The organism is Bacillus cereus group sp. MYBKT14-1 (assembly GCF_051915185.1).
Classification (GTDB): domain Bacteria; phylum Bacillota; class Bacilli; order Bacillales; family Bacillaceae_G; genus Bacillus_A; species Bacillus_A cereus.
The window spans coordinates 40,964-62,053 of the sequence record NZ_JBQAEF010000020.1 but is presented as its reverse complement, the minus strand read 5'-3'; the positions used below and the strand labels follow the sequence as shown (position 1 = coordinate 62,053).

Here is a 21,090-nt window from a genome sequence, read left to right as displayed (position 1 = left end):
TTCTACCTACGTTAGGTAGAATGGTTTTTTAGTCGTTAATTCCAAATTGTGGATGCATAAAAGCTTCATTTTTATTATCCGCTTCGTTTTTTAGCAACTCTTGATTTTCTTCTGAAATCCACCCAATATCATTTGTAGGATGGATCCACTCATCGCCAGCCATAATGGCAGGATCTATTTTATCACTCCAATTGTTAAGTGGACTGTTCTCGGAATTATATTTACTGTCTCCAATTACAACATCATATTGATTCACAAAAGGTTGTTGCATCGTTTTTCCTGTTCCTTTAAAAGATGGAAAATTCATTTGATGCGGGAGCGTTTCGTCTAAAATTGGTGATTGAATCTTTTCTTTTTTCTTCAAAATTATCGCTCCTTTTTATAATGATTTCTTCATACGTAGTATTTCCATCTAACGCCTCTTATGTACTTGTTAACACTTGCCAGTAATAATTATTTTAAGTTGTTTCAAACTAGAGTAGAAAGTGATTTCTTGAGAGCAGGTGAATGTATTGGTAAAAAGAAAAGTGAAACAAAATGCGGCAATCAATAATAATAAAACTCCGAAAGAAAGCTTACCAGATGCAGAATTTGCATTAGAGTATGAAGGAGAAAATAGCGCAAAGTATGCTAATCGTAATTCAAAAAAAGGTAAACAAAAATGAGGCGTTTTTTACAAACGCCTCATTTTTTTGTGGGATTATAAAGGTTTTTTTAATTATTTGTAAATTTAGTGTTTTCTATTAGCAGAAAAATGCGAAAAAACATAGAAGTAGCAACGTATTACACAAAAACAAACAACAAACAAAAGATTAATGTTGGTTTAATACTGCTTTTACACTAGTTGTTTATATTTGAGTTGTACATAAGATTTGTAAAAGGAGAGAGAAACAGTGAAAAAAACAATCTTTAAAGCTGTAGCGACTGGAATGGTATTTTCGTTATTAATGGGTTGTGGTGCAAAGAAGGAAGAAAGTGCTGGAGCGAAAGTGAAAGATGACAAATTATCTGGATCATTAACTGTTTACACAGCGATTGAAGAAGAGCTTGTACCAATTTATCTTGATTCCTTTAAAAAGAAATATCCTGATGTGAAATTGAACATTGTACGTGATTCAACAGGAGTTATTACTGCGAAATTGCTAGCTGAAGGAAAAAATACACAAGCAGATGTTGTATGGGGAACTGCGGCATCAAGTCTATTAGCTTTAGATAAAAAAGATATGTTAAAAGGATACTCTCCAAAAGGAGCAGATCGTGTTCTTCCGCAATTTAAAGATGATAAGCAACCTGAAAAATGGGTAGGAAATACTGCATTTATGACGGGGATTGCTGTAAATAAAGAAGAGTTAAAGAAGAAAAATTTACCGATGCCAGAATCATATGAAGATTTAACGAAACCAGAGTATAAAGGAACACTTGTTATGCCACATCCAGCATCATCTGGAACAGGATTTTTAACAGTTTCTGCATGGCTACAAATCATGGGTGAAGATAAAGGCTGGGATTACATGAAGAAACTTCATGATAATATGGCAAGTTATACGCATTCAGGATCAAAACCAGCGAAATTAGCAGGAGCAGGTGAATATCCAGTCGGTGTATCAATGGTTTATAGTGCTTTAAAAGAGAAACAAAAAGGTGCACCAGTTGAAGTTGTACTGCCGAAAGAAGGATTAGGGTGGGAAGTAGAAGCGAACGCACTTATTAAGAAAGATAATGCGAAAAATGATAAATTAGCACAAGCATTTTTAGATTGGGCAATTACTGATGATGTAATGAAGTTATACTTTGAGAAAAATGGATTTGCGACAATTAAAAATGATTATAAACTTCCAGAGGGATTCCCGAAAGATGTTACTGAAAAATTATATAAAAAGAATGACTTTAAATGGGCAGCAGAAAATCGTGACAAAATTTTAGAAAAATGGGAAAAAGAGTTTGGCCAAAAAGCAGAACCGAAAAAGTAAGTGAGTGGGAGAGAGAAAAATGAGCGAATATTTATCAATTCAACACATTCAAAAACAGTTTGATGCATTTACAGCGTTAAAAGATATTTCTTTTACTGTGAACAAAAATGAGTTTGTTTGTTTATTAGGCCCGAGTGGCTGTGGGAAAACGACGTTGCTTCGCATTTTAGCGGGACTAGAGGAACCAACGACTGGCAGTATAGCTGTGAATGGAAAAGATATTACAGCATTGCCTCCTGGAAAGAGAAACTTCGGAATGGTTTTCCAATCGTATGCTTTATTTCCGAATTTAACAGCACTTGAAAATATTGAATACGGCTTAAAGACAAAAAAATATGGGAAAGCAGAAGTGAAAGAGAAAGCGCTAGATGCGTTAAAACTTGTAGATTTGCTGAATGTAAAAGATAAATATCCTGCTCAAATGTCTGGTGGACAACAGCAGCGAGTAGCACTTGCACGTGCGCTCGCTCTGTCTCCAGATATTTTGTTACTCGATGAGCCGTTATCAGCTTTAGATGCAAAAGTGCGTGAAAAATTACGTAGGGAAATGCGTGATTTGCAAGAGAAAATAGGAGTAACGACGATTATGGTAACGCATGATCAAGAAGAGGCATTAACGATGGCTGATAAAATTGTTGTAATGAATCATGCGGAAATTATGCAGATTGGAACACCAGAGGAGATTTATCAAAGACCAGCCAATCCGTTTGTGGCAGATTTTATTGGTTCTATTAATTTCTTTTCGAAAAATAACGAAGAACATGCAATTCGTCCTGAGCATGTAACAGTCGTACAAAATAATGGCATTAAAACAATGGTAGAAAGCATGGAGTTTCGTGGGTCTGTATACCGGACAGAAGTGAGAGTTATAGATGAGAAAACACACCTATATAATGAGAAAATCGTTGTAGATATATTGGCATCAGAAGTAGAAAAAACAGCCATTAGGAAAGGGAAGCCAATTCAAATCTCTTTCTCAGAAAATCATATGTTGTCATATGGAAAGAAGGTTGTTGTATAGATGGAGATGTTAGAAGATTTAAAGGTAGAAAATACGAAAAAAAAGATTAAGAGACGTATCGGTAAAGAAGAGTGGGTACAACGACTATTAATTATTGGTATGATTTTTGCCTTTTTGATTATGCTTGTATTGCCGCTATTACAACTATTTACACAAGCTTTTTATAATAAAGATGGAGTTTTCGTTGGTGTTGCGAATTTCAGTAAATATTTCACAACACCAACTTTAGTTCAGTCTTTACAAAATACAGTATGGATTTCTGGCGCAACAACAATTATTTCAGTTGCAATCGCATTCGTTTACGCATATGCAATTGCCCGTACGAATGTTTTTGGAAAGCGTGTATTTCAGTATGTAGCGTTATTACCATTGTTCGCACCAACGATGATGCACGGTATAGCACTTACATATTTATTTGGTAATCAAGGGCTAGTAACGAAAGGAATGTTTGGTTTATTTGAAGGTATACAAATCCCTTTATATGGACCAGTAGGAATTGTAATAGCTGAAGTTATGTATACATTTCCACAAGCCTTTCTTATATTGCTAATTGCCTTCCAAGGATCTGATTATCGTTTATATGAAGCTTCTAATATGTTAGGGGCGAGTAAAACAAAGCAATTTTTCACGGTTACTTTACCTAGTGTAAAGTACGGATTAATTAGTGCAATGTTTGTTGTGTTCACACTTAGTTTTACTGATTTTGGGGCACCAAAAATTGTTGGTGGTCAATATAATGTGCTTGCTACTGACGTATACAAACAAGTAATTGGACAGCAAAATATGCCGATGGGTGCAACTGTCGGAATGATTTTATTAATCCCAGCTATATTCGCATTTGTAGTTGATCGTATTACGCAAAGAAAGCAGGCGAATTTCTTATCTTCAAAAGCAGTACCATACAGAATAATAGCTAATAAGAAAAGAGATGTAATCTCATTCATATATTGTAGTGTGATTACACTTATGATCATTCTATTATTTGTTGCAGTTGGTATTGCTGCAAGTGTGAAAGTATGGCCATATAATATGAGTTTTACATTTGAGCATTTTAATTTTTCAAGTTTAACAGGAGATGGACTTGAAGCATTTAAAAATAGCGTAATTGTTTCAGCAGTTACAGCAGTTATTGGGGCGATTTTAACATTTGTATTCGCATATGCAATTGAGAAAATAGACCAGCTACAATTTTTCAGAAAAACAGGTTACTTTTTCTCTATAGTGCCGTTAGCGATACCAGGTTTAGTACTCGGATTAGGATATGTCTTTTTCTTTAGTCAACCAACGATTCAAATTCTTGGACTATCAGTAACGAATCCGTTTCATTCTTTATACGGAACAATCGCTGTATTAGTACTAGTAAATATCATTCATTTTTATTCTGTAACATTTGTCACGGCAACGACTGCCTTAAAGAAATTAGACCGAGAGTTTGAGCTTGTTTCGCAGTCGATGGGTATTCCGTTTTATAAAACATTCTTCCGAGTAACAGTACCAATGTGTTTACCAGCAATTTTAGAAATGGTAATGTACTACTTCGTAAATTCAATGGTAACTGTATCGGCAGTTGTATTCCTATATGCAGCTGATTTTAAACTAGCTGCCGTATCAATCGTAAATATGGATGATGCAGGAAATGTAGCACCAGCAGCTGCAATGAGTGTACTTATTGTTGTTACAAATATTGTAGTGAGAGTTGTATATGAATGGGGAACGAAAGCACTTCGTAACCGAACTTCACAATGGCAAAAAAGATAAGTAAGAAGGGTGATGGACAGAATGAAAATTGAAGCAGTTATTTTTGATTGGGCAGGTACGACGGTTGATTACGGATGTTTTGCACCGCTAGAAGTATTCATGAAGATTTTTCAAAAACGTGGCGTTGAAATTACAGCAGAAGAAGCACGTAAGCCAATGGGATTATTAAAAATAGATCATGTAAGGGCACTAACAGAAATGCCTCGTATTGCGGATGAGTGGAAGCGTGTCTTCGGTCAATTACCAACAGAAGCAGACATTCATGAGATGTATGAAGAGTTTGAAGAAATTCTCTTTTCTATTTTACCAAGTTATGCTACGCCGATTGATGAGGTAAAAGAAGTAATCGCTTCTTTACGTGAGAGAGGCATTAAAATCGGTTCAACAACGGGCTATACGAGAGAAATGATGGAAATTGTAGCAAAGGAAGCAGCGTTGCAAGGATATAAACCTGATTTTCTTGTTACGCCAGATGATGTTCCAGCAGGCCGCCCATACCCATGGATGTGCTATAAAAATGCAATGGAACTTGGTGTGTATCCGATGAACCATATGATAAAAGTAGGGGACACAGTATCAGATATGAAAGAAGGTAGAAATGCTGGAATGTGGACAGTTGGTGTAATTCTTGGAAGTAGTGAGCTCGGTTTAACGGAAGAGGAAGTGGAGAGTATGGATTCGGTAGAGCTTCGTGAAAAAATAGAAATAGTTCGTAATCGGTTTGTTGAAAATGGGGCTCATTTTACGATTGAAACGATGCAGGAGCTCGAAAACGTAATGGAACATATCGAGAAACAAGAACTTATTATTTCATAAAAGGGGTACGGGATCATGAATGAAAATCACTACTTATTATTAACACCAGGACCATTAACGACAACAAAATCAGTAAAAGAAGTTATGCTATACGATTGGTGTACGTGGGATGTTGAATATAATACGATGGTGCAAGAAGTAAGAGCTAAACTTGTATCGTTAGCGACGAAGGAAGAAGAGAAATATACAACAGTGTTAATGCAAGGAAGCGGTACGTTTTCAGTTGAAGCAGTAATTGGCTCTGTTATTCCGGGAAATGGGAAGCTTCTCGTTTGTACAAATGGTGCGTACGGTAAGCGCATTGTACAAATGGCAGAGATGTTACAGATTGATGTAGTGGTCAGCCAAACAGAAGAGTGGGAACCTACTAATATTGTAGAAGTAGAAAAGTTATTGGAAGAAGATAAAGAGATTACGCATATTGCAGTTGTTCATTGTGAAACAACGACAGGCATTATAAATCCAATTGTAGATGTATGTAAATTAGGAAAGCAGTATGGAAAGGTTACAATTGTTGATGCGATGAGTAGTTTCGGCGGGATTGAAATAGACATTGCTGATTTACAAATTGATTTTTTAATTAGTAGTGCGAATAAGTGTATTCAAGGGGTTCCTGGATTCGGATTTGTAATCGCAAAACGTGATGAATTATTGAAGTGTAAAGGGCAAGGACGCTCTTTATCTCTTGATTTATATGATCAATGGGAAACGATGGAAAAACAAAATGGGAAATGGCGTTTTACTTCACCTACACATGTTGTACATGCTTTTTATCAAGCACTACTTGAACTAGAAAAAGAGGGTGGAGTAAGAGCGCGTTACAATCGATATTACAACAATCAAAAACTACTAGTGAATAGAATGGGAGAAATCGGATTTAAGCCACTAGTAGATGAGAAATATCAATCTCCTATTATTACATCTTTCATTTATCCAAAAGGGGAGTTCGAGTTTCAACAGTTATATAACGAATTAAAATGCTATGGATTTGTTATTTACCCTGGGAAAATTTCGAAAGTAGATACGTTCCGGATTGGAAATATAGGTGATGTACATGAAGAAGATATTAATCGCTTAGTTGATAGTATTGCTAAAGGAGCTGTTATTGGGTGAAAGTATTTTGTTTAGGTGGAGCAGGTAAAATTTGTCGTGAAGCTATTTTGGATTTAATTCAATTTTCATCTTTTGAGACGATTACTGTAGCCGATTTTAACGAGGAAGAAGGCCGTAAAGTAGTAGAATGGCTCAACGATCCTCGTGTTGATTTTGTAAAAGTAGATGTAACGAATCACGAGGATACGGTTGCAAAAATGAAAGGTTATGACATTGTATTGGATGGTACGACGATAAAGCTAAACGGATTGTCGACTCGCTGTATTGCAGAAGCAGGCTGCCACGGTGTGAACTTAAATGGATTTGGTGAAGAAAATGAATCGCATGCTATATTTGTTCAAAATGAAAAAACATGTTTGCCTGGGTTTGGCATGACGCCAGGTGTAACGCAAATGATGGCAATGCATGCAGCAAATCAACTGGATACTGTAGAGTCTGTCCGCGTAAGTCACGGTTCGTATCGTCCGATTGCTTTTTCTGCTTCAATTACAGAGACAACGACATATGAATATGATCCACATTTACCATCGCGTACAGTGTATGAAGATGGTGAATTTAAGCAAGTACTTCCGTTTGCGCGTCCGAGAGAAATAGAATTGCCAGCGCCTTATGGTAAGGAAACGCAGTATATCATTCCGCATTCTGAAACGATTACGTTAGCAAAGGCACTAGAAAATAAAGGTGTCAAACTGATAGAGACGAGAGGAACTTGGCCGAAGCAAAATATGCAACTTGTACGTGCTTTATATGATTACGGCATATTGCGTAATGATCAGATTGAAATAAACGGGAAAGAAATAGGCATTATGGATTGTATTTCGCAGTATTTATTGCAATCGAAAGAAGGACAAGAAACAGAGCTTTATGGTTATGCACTTCATGTAGAAGTAATAGGTATGAAAAATAATGAGAAGCAAAGACATGTGTTATATCATACACATCCGTTATCTGATGGTTCTATTGTAGGATGGGAAAAATTAAGGGCGTATACGAGAAACGTCGGTATTCCATTTGGGATTGCTGCAGAGTTAATTGCAACTGGAAATGTAAGTAGGGTGGGTGTTGTTACGCCTGAAGAAGCTTTTGAAAATCCACAATTAATTTTTGATGAACTAGCAAAGCGCGGTATTCATATTCATGAAGAAGTTTCTACTTACAAAGAAAATTATAACTTTGTATAAGCAAGGAAGCTTATGAGGGAGATATAAATGAGGTGAATCTATGTCTGTAGTAGGAGAAGAAAGAAAGCGAACCATTCTTGAAAAGGTAGAATTTAAAGGAAAAGTAAAGGTTTCAGAATTAGCGAGAGAATTTGCTGTATCAACAGAAACGATTCGTCGATATTTAGAAGAATTAGATCGTGAAAAGAAGCTGAAAAAAGTGTATGGTGGAGCTGTTCAACTTCCAGGCGCTGGGGTAGAGGCGCCAATGTTAGAAAGAGAAATGCTACATATAGAAGAGAAGAAAAGAATTGGTTATAAAGCAGCGACATTTGTAGAAGATGGTGATGTCATTGCAATTGATGATGGAAGTACACCGCTTCAAATGGTTTCATACCTTGTTCATCGTAAAAACTTAACGATTGTAACAAGTTCATTTCCAGTCGCAACACAATTAATTTCTTCTATTAATAAAAAGATGTTTCACGGTGAAGTTTTATTTATAGGTGGAAAAGTATCTCCAAAGCATTCGCGTGTATCAGGGTCTATTTCTCAGCAAGTCATACAGCAATTCCATTTTCATAAAGCGTTCGTTTCGATTGATGGGTTATTACCTAGTTTTGGAGTTTCCAGCTTTGAATTAGAGAAAGCGAAATTGTCAGAGGCGATGATGAAATTAGCTGAGAAAACATATATTTTATGTGATCATACGAAGGTAGGCGTGAAAGGGAATTATCGTATAGCAGCATTTTCACGTATTCAACATGTAATTTGTGATAAAAAAATGCCATATAGTTTTGAAGAAGAACTTATGAAGCATAATATTCAGTGGACAGTTTGTTAAATAAAGTGAAAGTACCTAAACTCCCGCCTAATTTTTAGGAGGGAGTTTTATTGTCTGCAAATCGTAAAATAAAAGATTTGCATTTATGCAAAAAGTGGACACATTTTCTCATCTCTTTCATATAATTTACCAATACAAAAAAAGTTGGTCGAAGGAAAGAAGGGAGAACATGTCAGAACGAATATATAATAAACTTGTATTGTACGCGAATATTTTGCAAAAAATTGGTGTCATCAATGAGAAGGAAAAAAGTGAAATTCTTCATACGATAGGTAAAAAAGCCCTTTGAATAAAGGGCTTTTTATTTTTTATCTTTAAAAATATAAATTTAATGTAATATTCTCATTGACAATGATAATGATATTCATTATCATTTATTTGTGGGTAATTGATAAGGGTTATCAATTATAAAAATTGTATATGATAGGGGATATTATTTTGAAAAAAAATTATATGAAGGCGCTAGTAGTAGCGACAACATTAGCAATTCCATTTGCTACGTATTCTACTCCAGCATTAGCGGCATTAAAAGTTGAAGCAAATCAATCGGTAGCAGCAGCGAGTGATCGCACGTATGATACTGAAATTAAAATATATAAGGACCAAAAAGACGAGCCATCTATGGTTTCTCAATATATAAAAGATCCTAAAGTAACGATTGCAGCTGGTAAAAAAATTGTCACTGTAACAATGCAAGATAGCGATTATTTTCAATATCTTAGAATAGAAGATAGAAACCAGCCTGGTGTATTTCATGATGTGAAGGTTTTGTCAGAAGATAAGAGGAAGAACGGAACGAAAGTAGTCCAATTTGAAATTGGCGAGTTTGAGAAGAAGCACAATATGCAAATGCATATACTTATTCCAGCTATTGGATATGATCACAAATATCAAGTTCAATTTGAAATTAAAGATCCAACTGTAGGTAACAAAGAAACAGAGAAACCAGATGATAACTCTAATTCAGGAAATACGGAAACGGATAATCCAGTTGATAATCAAAATATGATAACAGATAACAAATTAAGAGAGCTTGTTAATAAAAAAGTATTTAATAGAAAAGATTTAAATACACCAATTACGAAAGAAGATTTATTACAAGTAAAGGATTTGTTTTTAAATACAAATGAGATACTTGATTATAGTGCATTAAAATATATGCCAAATTTAAAATCTTTAACAGTTGCGAATGCGAAGATAAAGGATCCGTCGTTCTTTGCGAACTTAAAGCAATTAAATCATTTAGCTTTGCGTGGTAATGAATTTGCAGATGTAACGCCACTTGTTAAGATGGATAATTTAGAATCCCTTGATTTAAGTAATAATAAAATTACAAACGTTGCACCACTAACTGAAATGAAAAATGTAAAAAGTTTATTTCTATCAGGCAACCAAATAGAAGATGTAACAGCATTAGCGAAAATGGAACAACTAGATTACTTGAATTTAGCAAATAATAAAATTACGAACGTTGCTCCATTAAGCGCTTTGAAAAATGTAACATACTTAACTTTAGCAGGTAATCAAATTGAAGATATTAAAGCGTTATATTCATTACCTTTAACAGACTTAGTATTAACACGTAATAAAGTTAAAGATTTATCCGGCATTGAGCAAATGAAGCAATTAGAAGAATTGTGGATCGGGAAAAATGAAATAAAAGATGTTACTCCTCTAAGTAAGATGACACAGTTAAAACAATTACACTTACCTAACAATGAGTTAAAGGATATTACTCCATTATCAAGTTTAGTAAACTTACAAAAGCTTGATTTAGAAGCGAATTATATTTCAGACTTATCACCAGTTAGTAATTTAAAAAAATTAGTATTTCTAAGTTTTGTTGCAAATGAAATCCGTGATGTCCGACCAGTTATAGAACTAAGTAAGACGGCTTATATTAATGTCCAAAATCAAAAAGTATTTTTAGAGGAAACAGAAGTAAATAAAGAAGTAAAAGTACCTATATATGAAAAAGATGGTGAGATTTCTACGAAAATCCGTCTGAAGAGCGATAATGGTACGTATAGTAATGGTGTAGTGAAATGGAGTACACCAGGTGAGAAAGTATATGAATTTGGTGTGAAAGATCCATTCGCGGATACAGGAATCTTCTTTACAGGATCTGTTATTCAAAATGTAGTAGAAAGTAAAGACGGTAATACATCTAAAGAAGATGAGAAAACAGAAGTGGTAGAATTTAAAGATGTACCAAAGGGACATTGGTCAGAAGAAGCAATTAATTACTTAGCGAAAGAAAAATTATTTATAGGCTATGGAAATGGTGAATTTGGATTTGGTGATAACATTACTCGTGGACAAGTAGCACTTCTAATACAAAGGTATTTAAAATTAGAAAATAATCTAGAACAAAAAACGGCATTTACAGATACGAAAGGAAATATGTATGAAACGGCTATTGATGCAGTGGTTCAAGCTGGAATTATGACAGGCTATGGAAATGGTATGTTCCGTCCGGATGGAGTATTAACTCGATATGAAATGTCAGTAGTACTACAAAGAGTATTTCAGTTAAAAGAAAATGAAAATAGTGCAGAGAATTTTAAAGATGTACCAAATGGCCATTGGGCGAAAGGATATGTGAAAGCTTTAGTGGATAATAAAATATCAAAAGGCGACGGGGAAGGGAATTTTTTAGGAGATAATTTCGTAACACGTGAACAATACGCGCAGTTTTTGTATAATGCAATAAAGAAATAAAGTGAAACTTTATTCAGTGGGGGTTTTGTTCATTCCCCACTGATTAGTAGTCCTCACCAATCGGGCTGCCCGTTAATGCGGAATAAAAAATGAGGAAAATACGCTATTCTTTAATTAAAGAATAGCGTATTTTTTATGTGCAAAATGAAATAGATAGGAGTATAGACATATGAATAGCCTATTTTAAAGAAGAACCACGAAACTATATTGACAAAAAAGCGTTCTCATGTGATAATTCAATTAAATTTTTAGAATAATCAAAAAATTCCTTTTACATAGAAAGGATTCGAACCTTATATGAATATTATGCCGGGGGTGACGAAATGTTATTTTTTCTGAAGAAATGGAATGAATTAAAAGATGTGAAATCTGAATTGGCACTTCGTGATTGGTTTTATGGTACCAAAATTAGCTTATCGCTATGTACGTCAAAAGAGCCGTTAACATTTTTAGTAAATGTTGAGGGAAGAGATAAAGGGCTATTTTCGGAAGAAGATTTTATTGTCGTAAATTGCATGTGCGAGTCAGTATTTGAAAATGAAGAAAAACCAGCTGCAGAGTCATTTATGCATGCGGATATTTATAAAAAAAGTAGTGCAGGATGTATTTTACAAGTGCAGACTGTAGATAGTCATTTAATATCAGAGTTATATGGGGAAGAAGGAGAAGTAACGTTCGATAAACGCAGTGTGGAGCGTGTTTTCGGAAAAGAAGGTATAACAGAAATGACAATTCCAATTGTAGAAGATGAAAAAAAATTCGCTGATTTATTAGAAAGCAATGTTCCGAATTTCATTGAAGGTGGAGGAGTAGTTCTTGTTCATAATTACGGCATGATTGTGTGGGGAAAAACGCCAGAAGAAGCGAAAAAATGGCTAGAGGGTATAGAATATTTAATGAACTATCATGTAAAGTTATTAATGATTAAGGGTGCAAGGAGCTCTGTTATATAAAAATGGATGTGATATGGCTACAAGTTAATAAACAAATGAAAGCGTTTTAAAAATAATTTCACTCATAAAATATAGGTCTCCTTATTATATATAGATTACATGTTGACATGTAAGGAGGAACATATTTTGCGAGTTAAATATCATTTTCTGCCAAAGCAGCAAGTAACATTTTGCAAGATAAATGATTCTGGTGAAGAGGCACTGCAAATGATGAACGAAACGGGATTTCGAGCCATCCCGGTATTAGCAGAAGATGAGAAGGAATTCACGGGGATTATTTATAAAGTAGATTTATTAGAAAAAAAATGCAATAGCGGATTAGAGCATGTAAGTGCAGGGGATATGCTTGATGATTCCAATGCATTTATTTTTGAAAAGGATTCATTCTTCAGAGCTTTTTATGTAATTCGTCGGCTTCCGTTTTTAGCCGTGCTAAATGATTATAATGAATTTGTCGGTATGTTAACGCATTCGAATATATTTGATGTTATTGAAGATTCATTTGGTATGCGAACAGGTGGTTATATATTAACAATTGCAACACAAGATTGTAAGGGAACGATTAAAGAGCTTGGGACATTGTTAAAAGCATATAATATCGGTGGCCTATTTACGTTAGATAACGGTGATCAATATATCCGCCGCGTTATTGTAAATATATCAGATGAGTTAGATGAAACAAGATTAAAGCAATTAATCGGAAAAATAGAGAAAAAAGGATTCAGAGTGAGTCATGTAGATTATATTTAAGTTAAAAAAAGTACCTATCTGTTATATATAGATAGGTACTTTTTTGTCCCGCCATTTGTGGGCAGTAAAATCCGCGCCTCAAAATTCAGCGCAAGTAAAGAAGTTAAGTGGGGGGACGGATTGCCCATAAAAGCCCAATTGGTGAGGGCTGATTAAAGTTTTACTTTATGTGAGTAATGAACTTTATTTTGAAACAGGAGGCGGGGATAATGCTAGATCAGATAAGAAAATAAAGTCTGCATGCTCACGAATTTTAGGGATAGAAGTTTCAATAACGCGTGATGTAATTTCACCTGGAGGGCCCACATGCCCGATAGCTACCATAATAGGTTTTTCTTGAATTTTTTTGATGAGTAATTGGGCTTGTTTTGAAATATGTCCTGCTGTATACACATCATCAAAAAATAGTTGGTTTTCAATAATAGGAACTCCTAATTCTTTTCCGATTTTTGGGACGACACTATTAGGATTCGTTTTACTATCTAAGTAAAATAAACCGTGTTTTTTACAAGCAGCAAGTATAAGGCGAACAATTCTTTCATCCGCTGTTACTTTTGACCCCATATGATTGTTCATTCCAATTGCATGCGGTACTTCTTGAATCGCTTGTTCAAGTCGGTTGTTTATTTCTTCATCGCTTAAATCAGTTGTAATTGCTTTCGGCCCAAGCCATTCTTTTTTACCTTTTATAGGTTCCATTGGCATATGTATAATAACTTCATGGCCTTTCTTATGGGCAGCTATTGCATCTTCTTTTGTGGAAGGAAGAAAAGGCATAACAGCAACAGTGAGTGGAATGGGAAGTGATAACATTTGATTAGTCCCCTTCATATTATTTCCGAAATCATCAATGACAATAGCAACTTTATTCGTATGAGCATTTGCTTGAATAGGAAATAAGAAGGACGGTAAAAACAAAACAATGATGAATAATGCAATCGTATATTTTCGCATATAAATATTTCCTTTCTATTGTTATCCCGCTATTTGTGGGGAGTAAGACTCCCACCTCAACATTGGGCTGGATAGGTGGGAGATTCACTGCCTACCCGATTGGTGAATGCTAATAATCAGTGGGGGCTGAACAAAAAACACTGATTAAAGTTTCACTTTATCAATCATCATTATGTTTTGCTTTTTTATATAAATTAAACAAAAAATGTCGAAGAAAAGTAGGTGGAAAATTAAGAATCCACGGTTTACGTAGCATTTATAAAAAAACAAGATGAAAAAAATGTCTATTATTGCGAATGTATTTACAAAGATAGAATAATTTGTAATAATTCTCAAAGTGAGGGTAAAGATTTGTAAATTACAGGGAGAAAATGTTAAAATTTCTGATTCTTCAAATTTGCATATGATTAAGTAGTTAAAAAAGTCAATGGAGAAGTGAAGTTAAGAGCATGGAAGTATAATAAGGGGGATATGGATGTTTACTGTAAAAAGGAAGTACACATTAGAAAAGCTTTCACGTGATATTCATATGAAACGTGAAGAAATGATTCAACTAGGATTAACAAGTGGGCTAAATAGTAGGGAGACAATTCAAGTTAGTCAAGAATTGGACAAGCTTATTTTACAATATCAATGTTATAAAGAAAAACAAACACCGAAATGGTTTTCAATTATAAAAATACCTATTTTCCAAATCGGGTATGAAGGAAAATCAAATAATTTTTGGCGAATGCTTGTGGCTGGTTTTATGAAATAAGTATAATTACCCTTATGGGATAAGGATAATTATACTATGTGTAACGGAATTTCGATATGAACTGTTGTTCCTTCGTTTTCTGTACTGTCAATAAAAATATGCCCATTATACATCTCTACAATTCGTTTACATATGACAAGTCCAAGACCTGTTCCAGTATCTTTATTAGTAAAGAACGGATGAAAGAGGTGTTTTTGAATATGTTGCGGAATCCCTTTTCCAGTATCTATAATCTGCAATTGTGCGTGTGTTTCATTGTTTTTTACTACAATGGTTAGTGTATCACTAGAAGTCATGGCCTCAATTGCATTTTTTGTAATGTTTAAAACCACTTGTTTCATATGGTCTTTCGAACAACGGATATGAACAGGATGGTCTGGCAGATGTAAATGGAATACAATGTTATGTAAATTCGCCTCAGATTGAATAATTAATGCTACCTCATTTAGAATTTTTCTTACATCATACGTTTGTTCGATGATGGCGGTTGGCTTTCCGAGAATAAGAAATTCACTTACAATTTCATTGATTCGCTCTATTTCTTGTTCAATTACGGAAAAGTAGAACTGATCTTGCTCATCTTTATATTTCTCTTTTAATAGAGCGACGAGTCCTTTAATTCCAGTAAGAGGATTACGGATTTCGTGTGCTGTACTCGCTGCAAAAGTTCCAACTAATTCAATTTTTTGTAGTTCATTTTGTTGCCTTTCAATTTTTGTTTGACGTTTTAACAACATATATTGAGCAAGTAAAAATAAAATAGACATTAAAAATAAAGTAGCTATACACTCTATTGCAACCCACTGGTATAAGGTTTTTTGATGAATAGGTAATGGAGAAACAGAGACCTTCCAATTTAATCTTTGGAGTGGGGTAGTAAGCATATTAGAATGCGTATCACTTGTGTCGTTATTATCATCGGTTAGAAAAACTACATCATGTTTATCAGTTACCTCAAAATGGTATTGTGGTTTAATGGCATTTAAAGAAGATGAAATGTAATCAAAGCGTAAACTAGCTAATAATAATCCTGAGAGCTCCTTCTGTTTATTAAATATGGGGGCAGCAATCATAATAGCTTTATGTCCAAGAACGCGATCAGTAATGACTGATGATACAGTGGTTTTTTTAGTTTGGAGCGCGTCTTGAATATATTTACGGTCTGAAACATCTATAGGCTTTGATTCATCTTCAGATGCGATTGTAATGACTCCTTCTGGTGTAGCGTAATATAGACCAGAAAAGCGTGCATCGTTTCCATCTGTATCATGTACAATTTGTTTAATACCATTTATATTACCAGTCTCGGTGCCTACAACTTTTGCAAGCATGTCTAAAGCAGAAATTGCTTCACCAAGATGATGATCCAAATAATCTCTATATAAAAAGAGAACTGTATGAGCAGATAATTTGTTTTCCTGTTTCATTTTATATGTATGATACGAATAAAATGTAGCACCAATCCCTATTGTCGGTAGGATAACAAGCAATATATATACAATTATGCTTTGGAATTTGACTTTCAAATGTGGTACTCCTTCTTTTTTTATTATCATTATATATAAACTATGTTAAAATTGTCATGTTTTTATTCAAGAATGATTCTTAATATATTAGGGGAGAGGAAATGGATGAGTGAATGCTCATTCGGAATTCACAGGAAGTATGAACTGGCATTTTCTTTTTATTGCTGAGAATTTAAGTGAAGGGTTGAAATTTGTATGACATCAAATAATGAACGAGAAGATATTTCTCAATCTTTAAAAGTATTTATTGCATTATCTCGTGTACATCGTTCTGTTATGGATACTACAAATAAATCTATACAAAGTAACGGGTTAAATCCAACTGAATTTGCTGTATTAGAACTGCTATATCATAAAGGCGGTCAACCACTTCAGCAAATTGGTGAGCGTATTTTAATAGCTAGTGGCAGCATTACATATGTTGTAGATAAGCTGGAGAAAAAGGGATTAGTAAAGAGAATTCCATGTCCGAATGACAGACGTGTTATTTACGCGCAATTAACTGAGTCTGGCGAGAACTTTATTGCTTCTATTTTTCCGGGGCATGAGAAAGTTATACATCAGTCTTTTGAAATGTTAACGAAAGATGAAAAAGATGAATTACTTGATTTATTAAAAAAAATTGGGAAGTATGAAAAATAATATGTTCCAAAGGAGCTTTGGATAAATAAATCCAAGGCTTTTTTATTTGTAATGAGCTCAGGGCAATCACTGCCGAAATTTGTTGAAAATTAAGAGGGAATTCAAGAATACGTATTGAATTATAATAAAGGTATGTAATGGAGAGGAGGCTCGTTCATGTCATTTAAAGACTATGAATATAAACGCCCAAATATTGAAGAGTTAAAAGAGAAATTTACTGTTGCTTTAGAGAAGTTTGATAACGCAAAAACTGTAGAAGAACAAAAACAAGTCATTCATTCAATTAATGAGATTCGCAACGATTTTGGTACAATGGGAAACCTTTGTTACATTCGCCATTCTGTTGATACGACGGATACTTTTTATAAGGAGGAGCAGGATTTCTTTGATGAATTCTCTCCAGTTGTACAAGGATATGGTACAAAATATTATAAGGCACTCATTAATTCTCCATTTCGTGAAGAATTAGAGGCGTATTATGGAAAACAATTATTTGCTCTAGCAGAATGTGATTTAAAAACATATTCAGATGAAGTCGTGAAAGATTTACAATTAGAAAATAAATTATCATCGCAATATACACAGTTATTAGCATCTGCAAAAATTGACTTTGCTGGAGAAGAAAGAACGTTATCGCAACTGATTCCGTTTATGCAAGGAAAAGAAAGAAGCGAACGTAAAGCAGCAAGTGAAGCATACTACGGATTTTTAGCTGGAAATGAGGAAGAACTAGATCGTATTTATGATGAGCTTGTTAAAGTGAGAACGAAAATCGCAAAATCTTTAGGTTTCAAAAACTTTGTTGAACTTGGATATGCAAGAATGTACCGTACAGATTATAATGCGGAGATGGTGGCTAATTACCGTCAGCAAGTGCTAGATTATATCGTTCCCGTTACAACGGAATTAAGAAAGCGACAACAAGCACGTATCGGTGTAGAGAAGTTAGCTTATTACGACGAAAACTTTGAGTTTGCTACAGGTAACCCAACTCCAAAAGGAGATGCGGATTGGATTGTTGATCATGGAAAGACAATGTATAAAGAGTTATCGGCTGAAACAGATGAATTTTTCAATTTCATGCTAGATAATGATTTATTAGATTTAGTTGCGAAAAAAGGAAAAGCTGGTGGCGGATATTGTACATATATTGAGAATTATAAAGCGCCATTTATTTTCTCAAACTTCAATGGAACATCTGGTGACATTGATGTATTAACACATGAAGCAGGTCATGCTTTCCAAGTATATGAAAGTCGTAAATTTGAAATTCCAGAATATAATTGGCCAACATATGAGGCGTGTGAAATCCACTCTATGAGTATGGAATTCTTTACATGGCCATGGATGAAGCTATTCTTTGAAGAAGATGCAGATAAATATTACTTCTCTCACTTAAGTTCAGCACTTCTGTTTTTACCTTATGGTGTATCTGTTGATGAATATCAACATTATGTATATGAAAATCCTGAAGCATCACCTGAAGAGCGTAAGACAGCATGGCGTAACATAGAGAAGAAATATTTACCACATCGTGATTATGAGGAGAATGATTATTTAGAGCGCGGTGGTTTTTGGCAACGTCAAGGGCATATTTATAGCTCACCGTTCTATTATATTGATTACACGCTTGCTCAAATTTGTGCGCTACAATTTTGGAAACGTGCAAGAGATAATAGACAAGAGGCGTGGGAAGATTATGTGAATCTGTGCCAACAAGGTGGAAGTAAATCGTTCTTAGAATTAGTAGAGGTTGCAAATTTAACATCACCATTTGCTGAAGGCTGTGTGAAAAGTGTTATTACAGAAATTGAAGCATGGTTACATGCGATTGACGACACAAAATTGTAAAAAACATGCGCTTTTTTTCACATGTTTAACATCGACATAATGGGAAAATGATGAGATAATAAAAGAAAATTCAGAATACTAAAGGGGTGTTTCTAATAAGGAGCACCTCTTTTCACCAACAAAAGGGGGGAACAAGTATGCTTCAATCTAATATGGATGTAAGTTTAGAAAGTTTAGTAAACTCATTACAGGCTACTCGAAGCACGCTATTATCAGAAATTGAAATGTTAAATGACACAGAAGTGAATGTAAAGCCACGCCGTGATAAATGGAGTATTATTCAAATTTTACACCACTTGCATTTAGTTGAACAATCTGTCACGTCTGCCCTTGTATATGCTTTACAAAAAAATGAAAGAAACATGACTCCATTTAAAGACCTCCAACTTACGCTTGATCGCACACATAAACGAGAAGCTCCTCAGCAAATGCAACCAACAGAAACTTTAATGAAAAAACAGCAAGGAATTCAATTGCTAGAACATTCACGCCAAGAACTATTACACGCGCTTCATAGTGTTATAGATGAAAAAGATCTATTTGAAAATGGATTAAAGCATCCTGTTTTTAATGATCTGAATTTGTATCAATGGGTTCAATTTCTTGATTTGCATGAACAAAGACATCTTACGCAGTTAAAAGAGGCGAAACATGCAATTTTGCAACGCTAAAGTGGAAGAAGTGGGAAACCACTTCTTTTTTGATACGTGCATAGTTTTCTTTCTTATTTTGGAATACTACATGGAGAAATAAGAAAGAAAAGAAGGAGTTGAAAAAAACATGTCTAAGAAGAAGCGAGAAGAAGAGCGCGCCTGGAAAGCACGTAAAAAAAATCAACAACCGCACGGAAAAGTGAAAGCTTTTGCTGAATTAGTTGAAGGAACAGAAAAAACGTGATGAGTATTTCATCACGTTTTTTGTATGAGTGGAAAAGTTAATAAAAAGGTTGTACCGATTCCTTTTTCACTTATAATATCAATTTTTCCATTCATAGCTTGAACAACACTGAATACGACCATCATTCCAAGTCCAGTACCTTTTTCTTTCGTTGAATAAAAGGGCGAACCAAGACGTTTTACTTGTTCTGAATCCATACCGACTCCTGTATCTTTTATATATAACTGAATATGCTTATGATCAGGAACTAATGTGAAATAAAGATCACCGCCTTTTGGCATAGCCTCAATGCAATTTTTTAAAATATTTAATAAACATTGATTTAGTTTTTGCTTTTCTCCAGCGATAAAAAAAGAAGTGCTTTGCTTTATATAATGAGTACGTACATTTGTTAAATTAGCAAGCGGTGTAATTAGCGACAATGCATGGAGTAATTCTTCTTCTAACTGTAATATTTGTTCTTTTTCAATGCTTGGTTTAGCAAAGGTTAAATAATCTGTAAGAACATGATTTGCTTGTTCGATGCCATTAATGGCAATGTCGATATATAATTTTCGTTCCTGCTCAGTGCATGTATCTGATTGTAACAGTTGTAAAAAACCTTTCGTTGAAGTTAATGGATTGCGAATTTCATGAGAGATAGACGCTGCCATTTCACCAATTAAATGAAACTTTTCAGCATTTATAAGTTCATTTTGGAGACGAACTTGAGTTTGTAATATGTGTAGTAAATATAAAATTAGAATCGTACCAAGCATTGAACATAATTCATACACAATAATATGCGGTATATAATCAGTCTTATTTGTAACCTTTGAAAGGAAGAAGGGTATCCAACTAAATCCGTATGTGAGACTGTAGATAATAGCAAGTGTTATTTTTATACGATTAGAAGTTCGATTGAAAAATTTATATGTTAATAATAGAACAATAAATAGAAGAACAGAACCGATAAGAGATGGGAAAACACCTACCCCACCTAATAATAAGCGATATATGTTTAATACAACTAAGATAGAACCACCAGCAATAGGCCCTCCCGTTAATGTACCGACAATTAATACAATATGGCGCATATCAAATTGAAAACCATTATTTGTTTTTGCTGCAAATGTAATACAGAGTACGGTAGCGAGGCAACAGAGTACAATGAATATAGCTGAATTTAATTTAGGAGAGCGTTTCCCTTTTTGATTCCAAAATAAATGATATACGAGCATTGTAATCAGGATGAATAATATATTTAAAAAGAGATAAATAATAAAGGATTTCAGTGGGATGCCTCCTCTCTTCTTATATTAAATTAATCATACTATAAAATGAAAGAAATGAAATAATAAATAGCGGAAAAATCAGA

General features: G+C 34.3%; 20 protein-coding genes. 16 read left to right on the top strand and 4 right to left on the bottom strand.

Annotation, left to right across the window (positions count from 1 at the left end; all coding sequences use genetic code 11):
- Positions 1–28: 28 nt before the first annotated feature.
- Positions 29–364 (bottom strand): DUF3905 domain-containing protein, encoded by a 336-nt coding sequence (locus tag ACTFO4_RS27105; RefSeq protein WP_000726025.1) that lies wholly within the window; start codon positions 362–364, stop codon positions 29–31.
- A 148-nt stretch (positions 365–512) separates the two neighbouring features.
- Here ACTFO4_RS27105 and ACTFO4_RS27100 point away from each other — a divergent pair, with 148 nt between their 5' ends.
- From ACTFO4_RS27100 to cbpA, 11 genes are all read left to right on the top strand, one after another.
- Positions 513–665 (top strand): hypothetical protein, encoded by a 153-nt coding sequence (locus ACTFO4_RS27100; RefSeq protein WP_000240799.1) that lies wholly within the window; start codon positions 513–515, stop codon positions 663–665.
- Between the two features lie 228 nt (positions 666–893).
- Positions 894–1,970: a putative 2-aminoethylphosphonate ABC transporter substrate-binding protein gene (locus ACTFO4_RS27095; protein WP_000750893.1), complete on the top strand. Its 1,077-nt coding sequence runs from the start codon at positions 894–896 to the stop codon at positions 1,968–1,970.
- A gap of 19 nt (positions 1,971–1,989) precedes the next feature.
- Positions 1,990–2,991 carry a putative 2-aminoethylphosphonate ABC transporter ATP-binding protein gene (locus ACTFO4_RS27090; RefSeq protein ID WP_061456940.1) on the top strand — a complete coding sequence of 334 codons (1,002 nt, stop codon included), beginning with the start codon at positions 1,990–1,992 and terminating at the stop codon, positions 2,989–2,991.
- Positions 2,992–4,749: a putative 2-aminoethylphosphonate ABC transporter permease subunit gene (locus tag ACTFO4_RS27085; RefSeq protein ID WP_440014523.1), complete on the top strand. Its 1,758-nt coding sequence runs from the start codon at positions 2,992–2,994 to the stop codon at positions 4,747–4,749.
- A 21-nt stretch (positions 4,750–4,770) separates the two neighbouring features.
- Positions 4,771–5,565 carry a phosphonoacetaldehyde hydrolase gene (gene phnX, locus ACTFO4_RS27080; RefSeq protein ID WP_000687399.1) on the top strand — a complete coding sequence of 265 codons (795 nt, stop codon included), beginning with the start codon at positions 4,771–4,773 and terminating at the stop codon, positions 5,563–5,565.
- A gap of 15 nt (positions 5,566–5,580) precedes the next feature.
- On the top strand, positions 5,581–6,678 hold the full coding sequence (gene phnW / locus ACTFO4_RS27075) for a 2-aminoethylphosphonate--pyruvate transaminase (RefSeq protein WP_001004784.1): 1,098 nt from the start codon (positions 5,581–5,583) through the stop codon (positions 6,676–6,678).
- Positions 6,675–7,859 (top strand): saccharopine dehydrogenase family protein, encoded by a 1,185-nt coding sequence (locus tag ACTFO4_RS27070; protein ID WP_000862127.1) that lies wholly within the window; start codon positions 6,675–6,677, stop codon positions 7,857–7,859. Before phnW ends, ACTFO4_RS27070 begins: the two co-directional genes overlap by 4 nt.
- 40 nt (positions 7,860–7,899) lie before the next feature.
- On the top strand, positions 7,900–8,682 hold the full coding sequence (locus ACTFO4_RS27065; RefSeq protein ID WP_440014522.1) for a DeoR/GlpR family DNA-binding transcription regulator: 783 nt from the start codon (positions 7,900–7,902) through the stop codon (positions 8,680–8,682).
- Between the two features lie 420 nt (positions 8,683–9,102).
- Positions 9,103–11,403, top strand: a complete 2,301-nt coding sequence (locus ACTFO4_RS27060; protein WP_375035518.1) for an NEAT domain-containing leucine-rich repeat protein — start codon at positions 9,103–9,105, stop codon at positions 11,401–11,403.
- A 323-nt stretch (positions 11,404–11,726) separates the two neighbouring features.
- Positions 11,727–12,356, top strand: coding sequence for a class II aldolase/adducin family protein (locus ACTFO4_RS27055; RefSeq protein ID WP_000896006.1), 630 nt, complete (start codon positions 11,727–11,729; stop codon positions 12,354–12,356).
- A 126-nt stretch (positions 12,357–12,482) separates the two neighbouring features.
- Positions 12,483–13,106 carry a cyclic di-AMP binding protein CbpA gene (gene cbpA, locus ACTFO4_RS27050; RefSeq protein WP_061456945.1) on the top strand — a complete coding sequence of 208 codons (624 nt, stop codon included), beginning with the start codon at positions 12,483–12,485 and terminating at the stop codon, positions 13,104–13,106.
- A gap of 183 nt (positions 13,107–13,289) precedes the next feature.
- Here the strand turns inward: cbpA and ACTFO4_RS27045 are convergent, their stop codons facing one another.
- Positions 13,290–14,060: a divergent polysaccharide deacetylase family protein gene (locus ACTFO4_RS27045; RefSeq protein WP_001234107.1), complete on the bottom strand. Its 771-nt coding sequence runs from the start codon at positions 14,058–14,060 to the stop codon at positions 13,290–13,292.
- Between the two features lie 475 nt (positions 14,061–14,535).
- Here ACTFO4_RS27045 and ACTFO4_RS27040 point away from each other — a divergent pair, with 475 nt between their 5' ends.
- Entirely contained in the window at positions 14,536–14,817 is a 282-nt protein-coding gene (locus ACTFO4_RS27040) for an aspartyl-phosphate phosphatase Spo0E family protein (protein WP_000495536.1), read from the top strand.
- Positions 14,818–14,846: 29 nt separating this feature from the next.
- Here the strand turns inward: ACTFO4_RS27040 and ACTFO4_RS27035 are convergent, their stop codons facing one another.
- Complete coding sequence (locus ACTFO4_RS27035) at positions 14,847–16,343, bottom strand: DUF3149 domain-containing protein (protein WP_000865068.1); 1,497 nt, start codon at positions 16,341–16,343, stop codon at positions 14,847–14,849.
- Between the two features lie 195 nt (positions 16,344–16,538).
- Here ACTFO4_RS27035 and ACTFO4_RS27030 point away from each other — a divergent pair, with 195 nt between their 5' ends.
- The 4 genes from ACTFO4_RS27030 to ACTFO4_RS27015 all read left to right on the top strand — a co-directional run bounded on the left by ACTFO4_RS27030 (position 16,539) and on the right by ACTFO4_RS27015 (position 19,733).
- A complete protein-coding gene (locus tag ACTFO4_RS27030) occupies positions 16,539–16,985 on the top strand; it encodes a MarR family winged helix-turn-helix transcriptional regulator (RefSeq protein ID WP_000203336.1) in 447 nt (148 codons plus the stop codon).
- 156 nt (positions 16,986–17,141) lie between these two features.
- Complete coding sequence (locus ACTFO4_RS27025) at positions 17,142–18,836, top strand: M3 family oligoendopeptidase (protein WP_000008577.1); 1,695 nt, start codon at positions 17,142–17,144, stop codon at positions 18,834–18,836.
- A 137-nt stretch (positions 18,837–18,973) separates the two neighbouring features.
- The gene (locus ACTFO4_RS27020) at positions 18,974–19,507 is read left to right on the top strand and encodes a DinB family protein (protein ID WP_000941961.1); all 534 of its coding nucleotides are present in this window, start codon (positions 18,974–18,976) and stop codon (positions 19,505–19,507) included.
- Between the two features lie 109 nt (positions 19,508–19,616).
- Positions 19,617–19,733 (top strand): DUF6254 family protein, encoded by a 117-nt coding sequence (locus ACTFO4_RS27015; protein ID WP_000038356.1) that lies wholly within the window; start codon positions 19,617–19,619, stop codon positions 19,731–19,733.
- Between the two features lie 11 nt (positions 19,734–19,744).
- Here ACTFO4_RS27015 and kinB read toward each other — a convergent pair whose 3' ends face one another.
- Complete coding sequence (kinB, locus tag ACTFO4_RS27010) at positions 19,745–20,953, bottom strand: sporulation sensor histidine kinase KinB (RefSeq protein WP_000964154.1); 1,209 nt, start codon at positions 20,951–20,953, stop codon at positions 19,745–19,747.
- Positions 20,954–21,090 lie beyond the last annotated feature (137 nt).

Bases quoted from the DNA above. Each gene is read 5' to 3' on its own strand.
- ACTFO4_RS27015 (WP_000038356.1), top strand. From the start codon at position 19,617: ATGTCTAAGAAGAAGCGAGAAGAAGAGCGCGCCTGGAAAGCACGTAAA.
- ACTFO4_RS27055 (WP_000896006.1), top strand. From the start codon at position 11,727: ATGTTATTTTTTCTGAAGAAATGGAATGAATTAAAAGATGTGAAATCT.
- ACTFO4_RS27020 (WP_000941961.1), top strand. From the start codon at position 18,974: ATGCTTCAATCTAATATGGATGTAAGTTTAGAAAGTTTAGTAAACTCA.
- ACTFO4_RS27040 (WP_000495536.1), top strand. From the start codon at position 14,536: ATGTTTACTGTAAAAAGGAAGTACACATTAGAAAAGCTTTCACGTGAT.
- phnW (WP_001004784.1), top strand. From the start codon at position 5,581: ATGAATGAAAATCACTACTTATTATTAACACCAGGACCATTAACGACA.
- ACTFO4_RS27030 (WP_000203336.1), top strand. From the start codon at position 16,539: ATGACATCAAATAATGAACGAGAAGATATTTCTCAATCTTTAAAAGTA.
- ACTFO4_RS27045 (WP_001234107.1), bottom strand. From the start codon at position 14,060: ATGCGAAAATATACGATTGCATTATTCATCATTGTTTTGTTTTTACCG.
- ACTFO4_RS27060 (WP_375035518.1), top strand. From the start codon at position 9,103: ATGATAGGGGATATTATTTTGAAAAAAAATTATATGAAGGCGCTAGTA.
- ACTFO4_RS27025 (WP_000008577.1), top strand. From the start codon at position 17,142: ATGTCATTTAAAGACTATGAATATAAACGCCCAAATATTGAAGAGTTA.
- ACTFO4_RS27090 (WP_061456940.1), top strand. From the start codon at position 1,990: ATGAGCGAATATTTATCAATTCAACACATTCAAAAACAGTTTGATGCA.
- ACTFO4_RS27065 (WP_440014522.1), top strand. From the start codon at position 7,900: ATGTCTGTAGTAGGAGAAGAAAGAAAGCGAACCATTCTTGAAAAGGTA.
- kinB (WP_000964154.1), bottom strand. From the start codon at position 20,953: ATGCTCGTATATCATTTATTTTGGAATCAAAAAGGGAAACGCTCTCCT.
- phnX (WP_000687399.1), top strand. From the start codon at position 4,771: ATGAAAATTGAAGCAGTTATTTTTGATTGGGCAGGTACGACGGTTGAT.
- ACTFO4_RS27085 (WP_440014523.1), top strand. From the start codon at position 2,992: ATGGAGATGTTAGAAGATTTAAAGGTAGAAAATACGAAAAAAAAGATT.